This window comes from Dyella sedimenti, from assembly GCF_022760995.1.
Taxonomy (GTDB): Bacteria; Pseudomonadota; Gammaproteobacteria; order Xanthomonadales; family Rhodanobacteraceae; genus Dyella; species Dyella sedimenti.
Map to the genome: position 1 here is coordinate 355,273 of NZ_JAKWJO010000003.1, position 17,230 is coordinate 372,502.

The 17,230-nt window shown below is 66.4% G+C and carries 14 protein-coding genes, 1 tRNA gene and 1 pseudogene; all 16 read left to right on the forward strand.

From position 1 onward, the window contains the following. Positions 1–139: 139 nt before the first annotated feature. The 16 genes and pseudogenes from MJ605_RS09275 to MJ605_RS09350 all read left to right on the forward strand — a co-directional run bounded on the left by MJ605_RS09275 (position 140) and on the right by MJ605_RS09350 (position 17,223). Positions 140–805: a response regulator transcription factor gene (locus MJ605_RS09275; protein ID WP_243041147.1), complete on the forward strand. Its 666-nt coding sequence runs from the start codon at positions 140–142 to the stop codon at positions 803–805. After that, positions 789–2,171: a sensor histidine kinase gene (locus tag MJ605_RS09280; RefSeq protein WP_243041148.1), complete on the forward strand. Its 1,383-nt coding sequence runs from the start codon at positions 789–791 to the stop codon at positions 2,169–2,171. Before MJ605_RS09275 ends, MJ605_RS09280 begins: the two co-directional genes overlap by 17 nt. Before the next feature lie 153 nt (positions 2,172–2,324). After that, positions 2,325–2,879, forward strand: coding sequence for a cytochrome b (locus MJ605_RS09285; protein WP_243041149.1), 555 nt, complete (start codon positions 2,325–2,327; stop codon positions 2,877–2,879). A gap of 58 nt (positions 2,880–2,937) precedes the next feature. Next, on the forward strand, positions 2,938–3,969 hold the full coding sequence (locus MJ605_RS09290) for an efflux RND transporter periplasmic adaptor subunit (RefSeq protein ID WP_243041150.1): 1,032 nt from the start codon (positions 2,938–2,940) through the stop codon (positions 3,967–3,969). Between the two features lies 1 nt (position 3,970). After that, a complete protein-coding gene (locus MJ605_RS09295; RefSeq protein WP_243041151.1) occupies positions 3,971–7,033 on the forward strand; it encodes an efflux RND transporter permease subunit in 3,063 nt (1,020 codons plus the stop codon). 4 nt (positions 7,034–7,037) lie between these two features. Then, complete coding sequence (locus tag MJ605_RS09300; RefSeq protein ID WP_243041152.1) at positions 7,038–7,349, forward strand: DUF3240 family protein; 312 nt, start codon at positions 7,038–7,040, stop codon at positions 7,347–7,349. Further along, positions 7,346–8,641 carry a TolC family protein gene (locus tag MJ605_RS09305; protein ID WP_243041153.1) on the forward strand — a complete coding sequence of 432 codons (1,296 nt, stop codon included), beginning with the start codon at positions 7,346–7,348 and terminating at the stop codon, positions 8,639–8,641. Before MJ605_RS09300 ends, MJ605_RS09305 begins: the two co-directional genes overlap by 4 nt. Before the next feature lie 37 nt (positions 8,642–8,678). Further along, positions 8,679–10,025, forward strand: coding sequence for a replication-associated recombination protein A (locus tag MJ605_RS09310; protein ID WP_486599040.1), 1,347 nt, complete (start codon positions 8,679–8,681; stop codon positions 10,023–10,025). 23 nt (positions 10,026–10,048) lie between these two features. Next, complete coding sequence (locus tag MJ605_RS09315; protein ID WP_243041155.1) at positions 10,049–10,678, forward strand: 2-hydroxychromene-2-carboxylate isomerase; 630 nt, start codon at positions 10,049–10,051, stop codon at positions 10,676–10,678. Between the two features lie 182 nt (positions 10,679–10,860). Beyond that, positions 10,861–12,141 carry a serine--tRNA ligase gene (serS, locus tag MJ605_RS09320; protein ID WP_243041156.1) on the forward strand — a complete coding sequence of 427 codons (1,281 nt, stop codon included), beginning with the start codon at positions 10,861–10,863 and terminating at the stop codon, positions 12,139–12,141. A gap of 10 nt (positions 12,142–12,151) precedes the next feature. Then, the gene (locus tag MJ605_RS09325; RefSeq protein ID WP_243041157.1) at positions 12,152–12,514 is read left to right on the forward strand and encodes an LrgA; all 363 of its coding nucleotides are present in this window, start codon (positions 12,152–12,154) and stop codon (positions 12,512–12,514) included. 302 nt (positions 12,515–12,816) lie between these two features. Further along, positions 12,817–12,906 (forward strand) — tRNA-Ser (locus MJ605_RS09330). A 297-nt stretch (positions 12,907–13,203) separates the two neighbouring features. Next, positions 13,204–14,793: a hypothetical protein gene (locus MJ605_RS09335; protein WP_243041158.1), complete on the forward strand. Its 1,590-nt coding sequence runs from the start codon at positions 13,204–13,206 to the stop codon at positions 14,791–14,793. A gap of 28 nt (positions 14,794–14,821) precedes the next feature. Next, entirely contained in the window at positions 14,822–15,397 is a 576-nt protein-coding gene (locus tag MJ605_RS09340) for a hypothetical protein (protein WP_243041159.1), read from the forward strand. A gap of 185 nt (positions 15,398–15,582) precedes the next feature. After that, positions 15,583–16,669: pseudogene (locus MJ605_RS09345) on the forward strand (IS3 family transposase). Between the two features lie 209 nt (positions 16,670–16,878). Then, the gene (locus tag MJ605_RS09350; RefSeq protein ID WP_243041160.1) at positions 16,879–17,223 is read left to right on the forward strand and encodes an ArsR/SmtB family transcription factor; all 345 of its coding nucleotides are present in this window, start codon (positions 16,879–16,881) and stop codon (positions 17,221–17,223) included. The last annotated feature ends 7 nt before the right edge of the window (positions 17,224–17,230 follow it).

The window sequence follows — 17,230 nt, forward strand, 5'->3', positions numbered from 1 at the left end:
CCCTCATGGAGCCTTCGCGTTTTCGGCATGGCTTCGATCCCGCCCGCGCCTCCATTCCGTGCGCGCGGCAGCATCATAGCCGCAGGTGCCCGTCGCTCCGCATGTCCTATCATGGAAAAATGCCGCTGCCGTCTCTTCCATGCGCCTGTTGATCGTCGAGGATTCGCCCGCCCTGGGGCACGACCTGCGGGTCGCCCTGGTGCGCGATGGCCATGCGGTGGATCTCGCCGTGGATGGCGCGCAGGCGCTGGCTTTCGCCGCCGCCTATGCCTACGACGTACTGGTGCTGGACCTGATGCTGCCCAAGGTGGATGGCTGGGCGGTGCTGCAACGGGTCAAGCAGGGCGAGGGCAGCCCGGGCGTGCTGGTGTTGTCGGCGCGCGACCAGGTGGCTGACCGGGTGGAAGCGCTGAACCTCGGCGCGGACGACTACCTGGTCAAGCCCTTCGCCTACGACGAACTGCTGGCGCGCATCCTTGCCGTGTCGCGGCGCGGCGCCAGCCTGGCGCCTTTGCTGCGAGCCGGGGCGTTGGAGGTCGACCCGCGCGCCCGGCTGGCCCGCATCGACGGCAAGGTGCTGGCGTTGACCCCGAAGGAATACGCACTGCTGGAAGCCCTGCTGGGCCAGCGCGGCACTGTGCTGGCGCGCGGTGCGTTGTTCGAGCGCCTCTATGATGCGCGCAGCGATGCTTCCGACAAGGTGATCGAGGTACTGGTGAGCACCCTGCGCGCCAAGCTGGCGCGCGCAGGCATGCCGGAGCTGATCGAGACGCGCCGGGGATTTGGCTATGTCATCCCCGCGTAGCTGGCTGTTCCATTCCATCCACGGCCGCCTGCTGCTGACGTTGTGCGTCGGCCTGGGCGTGCTGATGACGGTCATGTTCGTGCTGCTCGACCACAGCATCGACCACAAGATCTACCAGCGCCTGGACGATGACCTGTTGCAGCGTGCCCGCGGCATCGCCGCGCTGCTGGAGACGCAGCCCGCCGAGCAGGAGATGGCGCGGCTGCAAACCTTCCGGCCGGCCTATGCCGGTGGCGGCCATACCGAGTTTCTCCAGGTGTGGGATGCCGCGGGGCGTACCCTGCTGGTATCGGGCAGCAATCCTCGCGGCCGGCTGGAGCGTCCGGCCGCGGTGCCCGCCAACAAGCCGTTGTTCTACGATCTGGCGCTGCCGGACCACCACCGTGGCCGCGCGGTCGCGCTGCAACTGCTGTTTCCGGGCGTGCGCGAACCCGCCACCATCGCGGTGGCGGAAGAGCGCGAGCAGGTCGATCGCTTCGAGCGCAGCGTGCACATGGCCCTGCTGGGCGGCGTCGTGGGCACGGCGCTGTCGGCAGCGCTGCTTGCCATCGTGACGGTGCGCCGGGGCTTGCGGCCGCTGGTGCGGTTCGGTGCGGTGGCGCGCCGCTCGGAGGAGCCGCCGCATTTGCCCCAGCGGCAGTTGCCCTTGGAATTGACACCTTTCGCCGAGGCGCTGAACGACGCGTTCGATCGCCTGCGGGCGGGCATGGAACGCGAGCGCCGTTTCTCGCGCGACGTCGCCCATGAGCTGCGCACGCCGCTGGCCGAGATGCGCTCGGCGGTGGAGCTGGCGCGCCGCGATGGCAGCACGCCGGTCTCGCTGGCCAATCTCGGCGAGGCGATCGAGCGCATGCAGCGCTGCATCGACAGCCTGCTGGCCGTGTCCCGCTATGAATCCGGGCTGGTGCCACCGGAGCTGGAACCGGTAGACCTGGTGCCGCTGCTGCGTCGCGCCATGGACGGCCAGGCGCGCGTGCATGCGGTGTTGCCGGCGGAGGCTTGGGTGCAATCCGATCCCGCGCTGCTGGAGCGCATCGTCGATAACCTCATGCGCAACGCGCTGGAGTACGCGCCCGAGGGCGGCACGGTCGAACTGGCGCTCGAACTGGCGCGGGGCCAATGGCTGCTGCGCATCGGCAACGCGGCGCCCGAGCTGACCGAGGCGGACCTGTCGCATCTCGGCCAGCGTTTCTGGCGCAAGTCGCCGGCACGCGAGGCGGATGGCCATGGCGGGCTGGGCCTGGCCCTGGCCGGCACGCTGGCGGTGGTGCTCGGCGCCACGCTGCGCTTTTCGTTGAGTGACGGCCGGTTGTGGGCGGAGCTGGGAGCGCTGCCCGATATCGCGACCATCCCCAGCGACGGCTGAGTCATGCGTCGTCGTGCCGCAATGGCTTGAGCGCGGATACGAGCTTAAGCGGATCCAAAGCCGCGTCTCCCATCCTTCCCCGGTCACGTGCAGCGGGCGCGGGCTTCTTGCGCCCAAGCCGCCCCGTGGCATCCACGTCATGAGGAGATGGCCATGTCCACTGTGCGTTACGCCCCCTGGCTGAGGCGCCTGCACTGGCTGGTTGCCGGTTGCGTTGCCTTCGCGCTGGTGTTGATTGAAACCAAGGGATGGTTACCGCGCGGCTCGGCGGAGCGACGCGCCGTCCAATGGGGGCACATCCAGTTCGGCATCGCCGTGCTGTTGCTGATGGGGCCGCGCCTGTGGATGCGGCTGCGCAGCCAGGTGCCGCCGATCACGCCGCCGCTGCCGCGCTGGCAGGCGTGGCTGGGCAAGCTGGTCCACCTGGCCTTGTATCTGCTCGCATGGGCCGTGCCGTTGCTGGGCGTGGCGATGATGTTCGCCTCGGGCAAACCATGGAACCTGCTCGGCTTGCCCTTGCCGTCGATGGCTACGCCCGACCCGGGGCTGGCGCATGTCCTGGAGGAAATCCACGAAACCGCCGGCAACGTCTTCATGTGGCTGGCCATGGTCCATGCCGCCGCCGCGCTGTTCCACCACTGGGTGCGGCACGACGACACCTTGCTGCGGATGCTGCCCGGGCGGCGCGGCGGCGGTCCGGCGGCTTAAGCGGAACCAAAGCGGCCGCTGCCGATACTCGCGCCTCACCCCCTACAGGAGATACGCCATGCTGCGCCGGCTTGCGGGCCTGGGCCTGATGGCCTTGGCCATCGCCCAGGCATTCGCCGCGGAGCCTTCCGCTCCCATACCCACCGCTTCCGCAGCGCGTGTCGAGCGCGTGCCGCTGGAGTCGCTGCCCGCCACGGTGCGGTTGCCCCTGCGCGGAACATCGACCGTCACCACGCCCTTGCCCGGCGTCGTGCTCGAGGTGCTCGTCCGCGAAGGCGACGCGGTGACGCGGGGCCAGCCGCTGGCGCGCCTGCAGAGCCGGGAGGCGATGACGCTGGATGCCGATCTCGCCGCCGCGCAAGGCGCTTATGGCGTGGCGGCCGCGCAGGCGGCACGCGACCGGCAACTGCTGGCCGAAGGCATCGTGCCGCAGGCGCGGACCCAGGCCAGCGCGGCGGCGCGCGATGCCGCCGCCGCGCGCCTGCACGAGTTGCAGGCCTTGCGTGCCTGGGCGCCCGCCGCTGGCGGCAGGGCCGGCATGGGCGTCTATGAATTGCGGGCACTGGCCGATGGCCGGGTGATCGAGCGCGCGTTGCAGCCGGGCGCCACCAGCGAGGCGCTGGCCAAGGCTTTCGTGCTGGTGGATGGCCATCGCATGACGCTGGAATTGCGCGTGCCGGCCTCACGGGCGGGCGAGGTGCGGCGCGGCCAGGAGGTGCGCACCAGCGAGGGCGCGCTGGCCCAGGTCAGCGAGACCGGCGGCGTGCTGGACCCGGCCAGCCAGACCGTGCTGGTCCGCGCGGAAGGCGAGGCGGGCGCCCTGCTGCCCGGCATGCAGACCAACGCCACGCTATGGCTGCCCGCGCCGCCGGATGCCGTCTCGGTGCCGGCCAGCGCGTTGCAGGGCGAAGGCGAAGCGTTGAAGGTCTACGTGCGCGGCACGAACGGATTCCGTGCGGTGGACGTGCAACAGCTGGCGCGCGATGGCGAGGTCCGCCGCATCGTGCGCGGCGCCGTGAAGCCGGGCGAGGAGGTGGCCACCGGCTCGCTCGACGCGCTGCGGGCCGATGCCGCGGCGGAGGTCCGCTGAGATGCTGCGGCGGCTGATTGCGTTCTCGCTGGCGCAGCGCCTGCTGGTGCTGGTGGCGGCGCTCGGCCTGGTGGCCGCCGGCGCATGGGCATTCCTCGGCCTGCCCATCGATGCGTATCCCAACATCGCGCCCACCCAGGTCAAGCTGATCCTCAAGGCGCCCGGCATGACGCCGGAGGAAGTGGAAAACCGCGTGGTGGTGCCGCTGGAGATGGAGCTGCTGGGCATCCCGCAGGCGGCGATGCTGCGTTCCACCGCCAAGTACGCCATCGCCGACATCACGCTGGATTTCGCCGAAGGCACCGACATCTACTGGGCGCGCCAGCAGGTATCCGAACGCTATGCCGGCGTGGCGGCGGATTTGCCGCCGGATGTGAGCGGCGGCCTGGCGCCGATCTCCACGCCGCTCTCGGACATGTTCATGTTCACCATCGAGGGCGACGGCCTGTCGCTGGCCGAGCGGCGCACGCTGCTCGACTGGACCATCCGTCCCGCGCTGCGCACCATTCCCGGCGTGGCCGACATCAATGCGCTGGGCGGCGAGGTGCGCAGCTTTCTCGTGACGCCCGACCGTGCGCGATTGTCGGCGGCCGGCCTGCATTTCCGTGACGTGGCCGACGCCATCGGCCGCAACAATCGCAACGATGGCTCGGGCCGCCTGCGCGATGGCGAGGATGCCTTGATCGTGCGGGCCGCCGGCGCCATCGCCTCGCTGGACGATCTTCGCCAGGTGGTGGTCAGCCTGCGCGACGGCGTGGCGGTGCGCGTCGGCGACGTGGCGCAGGTCGGTTATGGCGCGCTCACGCGCTACGGCGCGGTGACGCGGGATGGCGCGGGCGAGGCGGTGGAAGGCCTGGTGGTCGGCCTGCGTGGCGCGGACGCGTCGCAGACCGTGGCAGCCGTGCGCGAGCGCCTGGCCGGGCTGGAACGCGGCCTGCCCGCCGGCGTGCGCATCGAGACCTTCTACGACCGCAGCGACCTGATCAAGCGCGCCGTGGGCACCGTGCAGAGCGCCTTGGTCGAGGCCAGCGTGCTGGTGGTGATCCTGTTGCTGCTGTTCCTCGGCGACGCGCGAGCGGCGCTGGTGGTATCGGTCACGCTGCCGCTTGCCGTGCTGCTCACCTTCGTGCTGATGCGCATCACCGGCATGAGCGCCAACCTGATGAGCCTCGGCGGCCTGGCCATCGCCATCGGCATGCTGGTGGACGCCGCCGTGGTGGTGGTGGAGAACACCGTCAGCGGCCTGGCGGGACCCGACGGCCCGGCCCTGCCGCGACTGCACCGCATCTATCGCGCGGCGGGCGAAGTGGCCGCGCCGGTGGCGGCCGGCGTCGTCATCATCATGCTGGTGTTCATGCCGCTGCTGAGCCTGCAGGGCCTGGAGGGCAAGCTGTTCGCGCCGGTGGCGCTGACCATCGTATTCGCCCTGGCCGCCTCGCTGGTGCTGTCGCTCACCGTGATCCCGGTGCTGTGCTCGCTGGTGCTGCGCGAGGGGACGCACCGTGAGCCGTGGCTGATGCGCCAGCTGGAACGTATCTACCGGCCATTGCTGGCATGGTCGCTGGCCCACGGACGCGCGATGGCGGCGATGGCCGTGGCAGGCCTCGCCATCGGCGTGGTCGCCTACCTCGGTACCGGCAAGACCTTCATGCCGACCATGGACGAGGGCGACATGCTGGTGCAGTTGGTCAAGCCCGCCTCGATCTCGCTGGAAGCCTCGCGCGACCTGGACTTGAAGATCGAACGCGCCGTGAAGGCCAGGTTGCCCGAGGTCGAGCACATCGTCGCGCGCCTGGGCTCGGACGAACTGGGCCTGGACCCGATGGGCCTGAACGAGACGGACATGTTTCTCCAGCTCAAGCCGCGTGCCCAGTGGCGCACGCCGGATGCCGCCTGGCTGGAACAGCAGCTGCGCGATGTGATGAAGGCCTTCCCCGAGGTGGAATACGGCTTCACCCAGCCGATCCAGATGCGCGTGTCGGAGATGCTCACCGGCAGCCGCGGCGACGTGGCGGTGAAGGTGTTCGGCCCCGACCTGGGCGTGCTCAACGACCTGGCCAACCGGATCGCGGCGATCCTGGAGCGCACGCGCGGCAGCCAGGACGTACTGGCGCAGACCCAGGAGGGCATGCGCTACCTGGGCGTGCAGATCGACCGGCAGGCGGCGGGACGTTATGGGCTCGACGTCACCGCCGTGCAGGACGAACTGCGCGCCCAGTTGGAAGGCGCCCGGGCCGGCACCGTCATCGAACAGCAGCGGCGCGTTCCCATCGTGGTGCGCGGCGCCGAACGGATCGCCAGCGCGCCCGAGCGCTTCGGCCAGATCAGCGTGGCGCGCGGCGATGGTGGCGAGGTGCCGCTGGAGCGCATGGCCCGGCTGGAACCGACCAGCGGCCCGGTGCAGGTGCGCCGCGAGAATGCCTCGCGCTATGCGCTGGTGCAGGCCAACGTCGCGGAGCGCGACCTGGTCGGTTTCGTCGATGAGGCCCGGGCCGTCGTCGAACGCGAGGTGCATCTGCCTTCGGGATACCAGGTGAGCTGGGGCGGCCAGTTCGAGAACCAGCAACGCGCGGCGGCCCGGCTCGGGCTGGTGGTGCCGGTGGCGCTGGGCATGATCTTCCTGGTGCTGTTCTTCACCTTCGGCGCCGTGCGCGAGGCGCTGCTGATCCTGTGCAACGTGCCGTTCGCGCTGGTGGGCGGCATGGTTGCGCTGTGGCTGTCCGGCCAATACCTGTCGGTGCCGGCCTCGGTCGGCTTCATCGCGCTGCTGGGCATCGCCGTGCTCAACAGCCTGGTGCTGGTGTCGTACTTCAACCACCTGCGCGACACCGGCATGCCGCTGGCGGAGGTGGTGCGCGAGGGTGCCATGCGGCGCCTGCGCCCGGTGCTGATGACCGCGTCCATCACGGCGCTGGGGCTGGTGCCGCTGTTGTTCGCCAGTGGCCCGGGCTCAGAAGTGCAACGCCCGCTGGCCGTGGTGGTGATCGGCGGCCTGGTGACCTCCACCGCGCTGACCCTGCTGTTGTTGCCGGTGCTGTTCCGCCGCTTCTGCGCCGCGAGGTAATCCCATGCAGCCCCCCTTGCAACGATTGACCCTGGTGGCGCCGCGCGCCCTGGAGAATGAGCTGGTCGCCATCCTGCTCGGCATGCATCCGCCGCTGCCCGGCTTCACCGTGCTGCCGGTGGCCGGGCATGGGCAGGGTTTCGAACGCGCCAGCACCGCCGAGCGGGTGCGCGGCAGCATCGATCGCGTGCTGTTGTGGCTGGTGCTGCCGGTGGAAACGCTGGACCGGCTGCTGGCGCGGTTGTCCGCGGAGCTGCCTTCCAGCGACGTGGTGTGGTGGGTGGAACCGGTGGAACGCGGCGGGAGGCTGGCATGAGGCGCTGGACCCTGTGGCTGGCCGTCGCCTGCATGCCGGCGATGGCCGCGGAAGCGGACGACGCCATGCTGCCGCCTACCGAACTGGTGTGGCGCGCCATCGCCGGCACGCCGGAAGTGCATGGCGCCGAAGCCGGCGTATCGCGCGCGGATGCGCAGGCGCGCCTGCTCAACGGCGGCAGCTACGAAGGGCAGGCCACCGTGATTCCCCAGCGGCGCCGGGTGGAAGGCGATCGCGCATACAACGAATGGGAACTGGAAATCACCCGGCCGATCCGGCTGCCGGGCAAGGCGCGGCTGGATCGCGAGATAGGCAGCCTGGGCAAGGACGTGGCCCGGCTGGACCTGGAGGATGCCCACCACACCGCCGCGCGGCGCCTGCTGGCCGCCTGGGCGGACTGGCAGCGGGCGAGGGCGGCGCGCCACCAGCGCGAGCGGCTGGCGGAGATCGCCCAGCGCGATCGCGATGTGGTGGCCCGGCGCGTGGCGCTGGGCGACGCCGCGGAACGCGAGCGCATCGCCGCCGATGCCGCCCTGGCCCAGGCGCAGGCGATGCTGGTGGAGGCGCGGCGTGGGCAGACGCAGGCCGAACTCACCTGGCAAAGCCTGTTTCCCGCGCTGCCCTTGCCGCAGGTCGAGCCCGGCGAGGACTACGCGCCGCCCGAGCTTGCCGGCAACGACGCAGCCTGGGTGGCTGCCATCGTGGCCCGCAGCCACGAGATCGGCGCCAGCGCCGCGCTGGCGCGGCAGGCCGATGCGCAGGCCCGCCGCGTGCGCGCCGACCGCGTGCCCGATCCCACGGTGGGCATCCGCGTCATCAACGACCTGGCGGGCAGGGAGCGCGCCTATGGCGTGGTGCTGGGCCTTCCGCTGGGAGGCAGCTATCGCAGCGCCGAGGCCGCTTCCGCCAGGGCCGACGCCGATGCGGCCGAGGCCGGGCTGGCCGCCGTGCGGCGCGACATCGAGCGCGACGCACGCCTGGCGGTAGCCATGGCGCGCGCCAACCGCGCCCTCTGGGCCAGCCAGCGCCAGGCCCTGGAAGCCGCGCGCCAGCATGCCGCCAAGGCCGCGCGCGCCTATGCCCTGGGCGAGGCCGGCATCGAGGACCTGCTGGCCGCGCGGCGTGCCGAACGCGAGGCCACCCTGGCCGAGCACCAGGCCGCCATCGATGCCTTCGAGGCGGTCACCCGGGTGCGCGTGGATGCGCATGAGCTGTGGCACCGCCACGATGGCGAGGCAACCTCGCCACGCGATGCGGGCGGGCTTCCCGCGTTGCCCGCGCTGGACGGGTAGCGGCGCCGGAGCCCGGCCGGGATGCCGATGCCCTATCATGCACGGCATGTCACGCAGCGATATGTACGACGCGCCGGGCCTGTTCGGCGAGCCCGACGACCTCAAGCCCCTGGCCGAGCGCATGCGGCCGCGCACGCTGGACGAGATCGTCGGCCAGCAGCGCCTGCTGGGGCCGGGCAAGGCGCTACGCCGCGCCCTGGAAGCCGGGCGCGTGCATTCGATGGTGCTGTGGGGGCCGCCCGGCTGCGGCAAGACCACCCTGGCGCTGCTGGTGGCGCGCTATGCCGACGCGGATTTCCGCGCGATTTCCGCCGTGCTTTCCGGTCTGCCCGAGGTGCGCAAGGCGCTGGCCGAGGCCGAGGCGAACTTCGCCCAGGGTCGCCGCACCGTGCTGTTCGTGGACGAGGTGCACCGCTTCAACAAGGCCCAGCAGGACGCCTTCCTGCCACATATCGAACGGGGCGTGATCATCTTCATCGGCGCCACCACGGAAAACCCCTCGTTCGAGCTCAACTCCGCCTTGCTCTCGCGCTGCCGCGTGCACGTGATGGAGGCGATCACCGCCGACGACATCGTGGTGGCCCTGAAGCGCGCGCTGGACGACCGCGAGCGTGGCCTGGGTGAGCTGGAACTGGAGGTCTCCGACGAATCGCTGCGGCTGATCGCCCAGGCCGCCGACGGCGACGTGCGCCGCGCGCTGACCCTGCTGGAAATCGCCTCGGAACTGGCCGAGGACCATCGCATCGACGAGTCCACGCTGACCCAGGTGCTGGCCGACCGCACGCGCCGCTTCGACAAGGGCGGCGAGCAGTTCTACGACCAGATCTCGGCGCTGCACAAATCCGTGCGTTCCTCCGACCCCGACGCCGCCGTGTACTGGTTGTGCCGCATGCTCGATGGCGGGGTGGACCCGCTCTACCTCGCCCGCCGCATGACGCGCATGGCGGTGGAGGACGTGGGCCTGGCCGAGCCGCGCGCCTGGCGCATGGCGCTGGACGCCTGGGACACCTACGAGCGCCTGGGCAGCCCCGAGGGCGAGTTGGGCCTGGCGCAGCTCGCCATCTGGCTGGCCATCGCGCCCAAGAGCAACGCCGCCTACGTGGCCTACAACCAGGCCCGCGCCGTGGTGCGCGAAACCGGCACGCTGGAGGTGCCCATGCACCTGCGCAACGCGCCCACCAAGCTGATGAAGGGCCTGGGCTACGGCAAGGGCTACCAGTACGACCACGATGCCGAAGGCGGTATCGCGCTGGACCAGCAATGCCTGCCCGACGCGCTGGACGGCATGACCTTCTATGAGCCGGTGGAGCGCGGGCTGGAACTGAAACTGCGCGAAAAGCTGCAAAGCCTGCGCGAGGCGCGGCGCAAGGCGCGCGGCAGGTAATTGGCTAACTCCCAGGGTGACGCATGTCCATCGTCTGGTACTACGATTTCGTTTCCCCGTTCGCCTGGCTGCAATGGCCCAAGGTGAAGGCACTGGCGGCCTCGCGCCCGGTGACGCTGCGGCCCATCCTGCTCGCCGGCCTGCTCGACCGGCATGGGCAGAAGGGGCCGGCGGAAATCCCGGGCAAGCGCGAGTTCACCTATCGCCATGCGCTGTGGCGCGCGCGGCAGGCTGGCCAGCCGCTGCGCTTCCCGCCGGCGCACCCGTTCAACCCGCTGGCCGCGCTGCGGCTGTGCATCGCCGCCGGCACCACGGTGGCGGCGACGGATGCGATCTTCGAGTGGATCTGGGGACAGGGCAACGCGGGCGACAGCATCGAGGCGCTGGCCCCGGTGGCCGCGCGCCTGGGCATCGACGACCCGGCGGCGGCTATCAAGGACGCCTCGACCAAGACCCAGCTGCGCGCCCATTTCGACGCGGCCGTGGCGGAAAACGTGTTTGGCGTGCCCACGCTGTCGCTGGACGGCCGCCTGTTCTGGGGCGACGACGCCCACGCCTTCGCGCTGGCCTGCCTGGAAGACCCCACGCTGTGGGACGAGCCGGAAATGCACCGCCTCGCCACCCTGCCCATAGGGGCGGAGCGCAAGGCCTGAGCCGCTGCCTGGCCCGTCGTCCCGGCGTATCCCGCAAAAGGGGGTGAGGGCCGGACCCAGCGCCCCGGTTCCCAACCAAGGCCGTGAGCCGCCTCGTCCAGCGCGGACATTCCCCACCATTTGCGACCCCTGCCACCCCGCAGCGATAATCCCTCGTTCCGAGCCATCCACCTGGACCCATCATGCTGGACCCCGCACTGCTGCGCTCGCGCCTGGCCGACACCGCCGCGCGTCTCAAGGAAACCCGTGGCTACGTACTGGACGTGGCCGCCATCGAGTCCCTGGAGAGTCGCCGCAAGCAGCTGTCCACCGAGACGCAGGAACTGCAGAACCTGCGCAACACCCGTTCCAAGGCGATCGGGCAGGCCAAGGCCAAGGGCGAGGACGTGGCCCCGCTGATGGCCGAGGTCGCCGGCATCGGCGACAAGCTCAAGGCCAACGAGGCCGCCCTGGCCGAGGTGCAGGCCCAGCTCGCCGGAATTTCCCTGGGCATTCCCAACCTGCCGCACGAGTCCGTGCCGCTGGGCAAGGACGAGGCCGAGAACGCCGAACAGCTGCGCTGGGGCACGCCGCGCACGTTCGACTTCGAGGTGAAGGACCACGTGGACCTGGGCGCCCGCCACGGCTGGCTCGACGCCGACGCCGGCGCCCGGCTCTCCGGCGCGCGCTTCACCGTGCTGCGCGGCCAGCTGGCGCACCTGCACCGCGCGCTCGCCCAGTTCATGCTCAACCTGCACACGGCCGAGCACGGCTACCTGGAATGCAACGTCCCGCTGATCGTCAACGGCGAGGCCATGCAGGGCACCGGCCAACTGCCCAAGTTCGAGGAAGACCTGTTCTCCACCCAGGTGGGCGACAGCAAGCGCTACCTGATACCCACCGCCGAGGTGGCGCTGACCAACCTGGTGGCCGACAGCATCGTCGAGGCCGACGCGCTGCCCATGCGCCTGACCGCGCACTCCATGTGCTTCCGCGCCGAGGCCGGCAGCTACGGCCGCGATACGCGCGGCATGATCCGCCAGCACCAGTTCGAGAAGGTGGAGATGGTGCAGGTCGCCGCACCGGAGCAGTCGCACGCCCAGCTGGAGGAAATGGTCGGCCACGCCGAAAAGGTGCTGCAACTGCTGGGCCTGCCGTACCGCAAGGTGCTGCTGTGCACCGGCGACATGGGCTTCGCCGCCATCAAGACCTACGACCTGGAAGTGTGGCTGCCGAGCCAGAACACCTACCGCGAGATTTCCTCGTGCTCCAACTGCGGCGACTTCCAGGCCCGCCGCATGCAGGCCCGCTGGCGCAACCCCGCCACCGGCAAGCCGGAACTGCTGCACACCCTCAACGGCTCCGGCCTGGCGGTGGGCCGCACCCTGGTCGCGGTGATGGAGAACTACCAGAATGCCGACGGCTCCATCACCGTGCCCGAGGCGCTGCGCCCCTACCTGCGCAACCTCGACCAGATTGCCTGAGGCCATCACCATGAGCGCCCAGCGTTGGGACAAGGTCGAACTTACCGCCAGCTACACACTGCTGACGATCCTGGCCATAGAACTGCTGACCCGCCTCGGTCTATTCACCATGTTCCCGCTGCCGCCGGTGGACATGGTGCTGTCTCTCATCGCCACCGTGCTGGTGATCGGCGCCTTCTGGTTCGCCCGACATAGCCGCAAGGCCCGCTTCTGGATCATCGGCTTCGCCGCCGCCACCCAGCTCGCGCCCATGGTGATCCGCCAACCCGTACTGCTATTCCCCCTGCTAGGCGCCGCCATCCCCGTCGGCATCATGCTATGGGCCATGTTCGCCCTGGCCCGCAAGGGGCACGGCACGGCCCCGCATTCCTGATAGGATGTGGCGCCTGCAAGGAGCCTCCCACCCGCTCGTCATTCCGGCGCAGGCCGGAATCCAGCGCCGGATGGTCCCAAATGGAGCGAAGGGCAGGGCACCCATAGCGAAACGCCCTAGCAGCGCCCACAGCAGCAATCCGGAGAGATGGCCGAGTGGTTTAAGGCAGCAGTCTTGACGCGAAGGCAGGATGCCGTAACGAACATCGACGAAGTCGATGACCCCGCAGGGGTGGAGGGCAGGATGCCAGGAATCAAACTGCCGTAGCGGCGCGCAACGCGCGCCTGCCGCGGACACAAATCGGAGAGATGGCCGAGTGGTTTAAGGCAGCAGTCTTGAAAACTGCCGTAGGTGTAAGCCTACCGTGGGTTCGAATCCCACTCTCTCCGCCAGAAATGGAACTAAGTCGCTGAATTAAGCGGCTTTTTCTTGCCTATTGGTTAGCGTCCCTACTTTCGTCCCTATGTTACAGGCCGCTTGTGCGCGGACGGCTACGGACACGGATGGCCGCCATGTACGAAGCGATTTCGCTGTGTACGGGTCGCGGGGGGCAGTAGGTACGTACTGATGTCTCCGCGCGACACGCTCCTGCACATGCCTGCATGGTCTTAGACAATGGCGCGGAAGCTGGCTAGCAACCCGTTCTAAGTCGGTGAATACTGTGGCCTAGCGCTGATGGGGGGAACGCTATGCTCGTTTATTGCAGCAAGCTCGTACTGAGTGCGAAGAACGGTTCTGAAAGCATCGTCCAGCAAGTTGCACGGTGGATGGGGAGCCTAGGCGGATCGTTTGTTGATCCAATCCGGCTGGAGAGCGGGATACGGGAACTTGTGCTAGCCAAAGGTCAACGTGTTCAAGCCCGAACGAACCAGATCGGCGAATCTTCGCCCAAAGCATATCCATATCTTTTTTGCACCAAATTTTCTCATGCCGACCAAACAGTTTCTGGGCGGCGATGGGTAACTGAAATCGGCATACGCCAAGACGGCGAAGATGAAGATATCGAGTGCTCATTCCTATTGAAAACGGACGAAATTAGTGCGCGTGTTACCGCGCCAATCCAAGTGACTCGACCTCGCTTGGTTGACGAGTTAGCAAAAAATTGCAGTCCCACACCTGCTACCGCGGGCACACGAATAAAAACACTAGATGTTGCAAGCGCTCACGCCTATTTGGCAGCAGTGGAGCGAGAGGATCGTTCAGCACCCTTGGTAGTGACAAGCTGCACGATAAAGGGTGAGTACATGATTTCGCCTGATCGCCTGAAATCGCTCCTCATCGGGCTTGCTGATGTGGTGGACATTCCTAACGGGACGGACACATTCACGCTTGAAGATATAGTTGGTCGTCGCTATTCCGCTTGGGGTGGCGCAATAAATATCATCTTTCCGCCGCGACCGGGGGCAAGTGGCGGAACTTGCGAGTCAGTGCTCTTTCGACCAGCACAACTCGCCGACATGCTTGAGTCTGGAACAAATATCGAATCCGAAGTTCTTGCAGCGATAACGCATCGCACAAATTTACCGATGTCGTGGCGACACATCTCGCTAGAAGTCGTACAGCAAGCTCGCCTTCGTAATCAGCTTGCTCAGGCAATCGCAGACTCAAAAACCGATGAACAAAACTCGGTGTTTACCGATCTATTGATCGAAGCAGACAAAGAGTTGAGTTCAAAGGACAAGGAAATATCAGAACTCCGCTCCATACTTGAAGAGTCCTCTGCTGACCTTCGAAAGTCTCGTGCTGAAGTGGATACTTTGAATCACGCGCTGGACGCACGCGCGAACACAGCCTTTAATGAGAGTGAAGAGATACAGAAATTAAGGCGAATCGTGTTCCCGCTACTCAATGGATCACCATCGCTAGAGGAATGCTTAGACTTCGTAGAGTTCATGTATGGCTCACGAGTGATCGTGCTTCCCTCAGCGAGGAAAAGCGCGCAGGACTCTAGCGACTTCAAGTATGGGAAGGTCGCAATTGACCTCTTGGCAAAACTGGCAGACGGGTATTGGGAAGCCCTAAATGAAGGGAAGCCAGACGCGCAAGCAAAAAGTGTTTTCGGGCGTGACGACTATGCCGCGCAAGAGAGCAAGAAACTGAGCGCTGATGGAAAATCGCGCAGGACTTTCCAGTACAAAGGTCAACCTATCCTTATGGAGCGACACTTGAAGCACGGCGTCAAAGATAGCTCGGCGGAGACGCTTCGCATCCATTTTGAATGGGTTGCACCAGAAAAGCGCATCGTAATTGGGCATTGTGGAAAGCATCTCGACTTCTGATGGCCTCAGCCACAACCGAGTGAAAGCGATGACAGATTCGTTCAACACATGGGAAAGATTCCTTGACCCAAATGCACTTCGCGAAAGACTGGTGTCTGTATCGCTTTACATTACGGCATTTGAGCTACTCAAAGACTCCATATGCGGAAGGATTGAATCGTTCTACACCATAGGCTTCGATCCTTCCGGCCCTTCACTCGACGACAAGTACAAATCAGAAGTCACCAGCAGAAACACCAGCAAGCTGTATGCATCTCTCGAATGGCTTATCGAGAATGAAGTGATTGATAGGAGCGATCTCATCATCTTCGATGGACTGAAAGCGGTTCGTAATCAGCTCGCGCATGAGCTTCAGCATTACGTTTTTGGTGATAAAGACATTGACCTGACATGCAATTTTCAACAGCTTGCCATCCTTTTGGACAAGCTGGAAAAATGGTGGATTTACAATGTCGAGATTCCAACAAACCCCGACTTTGATGGCGAAGATATTTCGCTTGATGACATCCTTCCTGGGCCGACGATGCTCCTTCAAGTCATAATCGAAGTGGCATCCGGCAATCGTGAACTCCTAGATACATATCGAGCAATGTCAAAAGGTTGAGGTGCCATTACTTCCACCGCGTAGCGGCCTCAATGCGCAGCGGATACCGGACTGGCTCGGGAATCTGCCGGCGCTCTGCCGGCAGCAGTAGGCCGTGGCGCTTCAAGTAGGCGCGTTGCGAGGTAATCCCCCCGCCCAGTAAGCGGGCCCAGAAGTAGAATTTCCAGCAAAGGGAGTTCTACGCAATGAAGAAGTCGAAATTCACGGATAGCCAGATCATGGATGCGCTCAAGCGGGCGGAATCGGGGCTGGGGGTGCCGGCGATTTGCCGGGAGCTGGGTATCAGCACGGCGACGTTCTACAACTGGCGCGGCAAGTACGGCGGCATGGACGTGTCGCTGATGTCCCGGATGAAGGAGCTGGAAGCGGAGAATGCCCGCCTACGCAAGATGTACGTCGAGGAAAAGATCAAGGCGGAGATCGTCGCGGAGGCGCTGGCAAAAAAAGACTGAGGCCATCTTCTCGCCGCGAGATGGCCAGGGACGCAGTGGCACGCCGAGGGGTTTCGATCCGGCTTGCATGCGAGGCATTTGGCGTGAGCCGGACGTGCTACCGCTATGAGCGCCAGCGCAACGCAGAGAACGATCAGATCGCTGACTGGTACTGAGACTGACCGACAACCACCGTAACTGGGGTTTCGGTCTTTGCTTTCTGTACCTGCGCAACGTCAAGGGTTTTGGGTGGAACCATAAGCGCGTTTACCGGATCTACCGCGAGCTCGAATTGAATCTGCGCATCAAGCCGCGTAAGCGCCTTGTGCGGCAGGCGCCGGAGCCATTGATCGTGCCTGTGTCGATGAACGCGGTGTGGTCGATGGATTTTATGCACGACCAGTTGAAGGATGGCCGCAGCATCCGGCTGTTTAACGTGATCGACGATTTCAACCGAGAAGCCTTAGGCATCGAAATCGACTTCTCGTTGCCCTCGACGCGTGTCATACGCGCCCTGGAACAGATCATCGGCTGGCGGGGAAAGCCGGCGGCGATACGTTGTGATAACGGCCCGGAATACCTGAGTGAAGCGATCACCCAATGGGCGAGGACACAAGGCATCGCATTGAACTACATCCAGCCTGGCAAGCCGCAGCAGAACGCCTACGTGGAGCGCTTCAATCGCACAGTGCGCTACGAGTGGCTATCGCAGTACTACTGGGATGACCTAGCACATGTGCAGCACTTCGCGACGGAATGGATGTGGCAATACAATCACGAGCGCCCCAACATGGGTCTTGGCGGCATAACGCCGAAACAGCGGCTGAGGGCCGCGGCATAGCTTCTACTTCTGCCTCGCGTTAAAAGCGGGGGGATTACCGTCGCGGAGGCGCTGGCAAAAAAAGACTGAGGCCATCATCTCGCGGCGAGAAGATTGGCCCCTCCCCCTGCTCGTCCCGAAAAGGAACTCCCTGCGGTCGCAGGGGGAGGGGAACTGGCGGGTGCCGCCTGGGCTTGTCCAGGGCTCAATGATTCGATTATTCTAGTTTCATGGAAACAAATGACGCCATTGCCGCCCTGACCGCGCTGGGCCATGCCAAGCGCCTGGCCATCTTTCGCTTGCTGGTGGTGGCCGGCCCCACGGGGCGCATGGCGGGCGACATCGGCGATGAGCTGGGGCTGCCGGGGGCCACGCTGTCCTTCCATCTGAAGGAACTGGTGCATGCGGGCCTGATCACGGCGGAGCCGCAGGGGCGGTTCGTCTGCTATCGCGCGGCGTTCGAGGCCATGAACGGACTCATCGCCTACCTCACCGACAACTGCTGCGCGGGCAGCCCGCAGGACGGCTGCGCGCCCATGACCTCGGCTTGCCGGCCCGGCGATGCCTGTTGCTGATTCATCG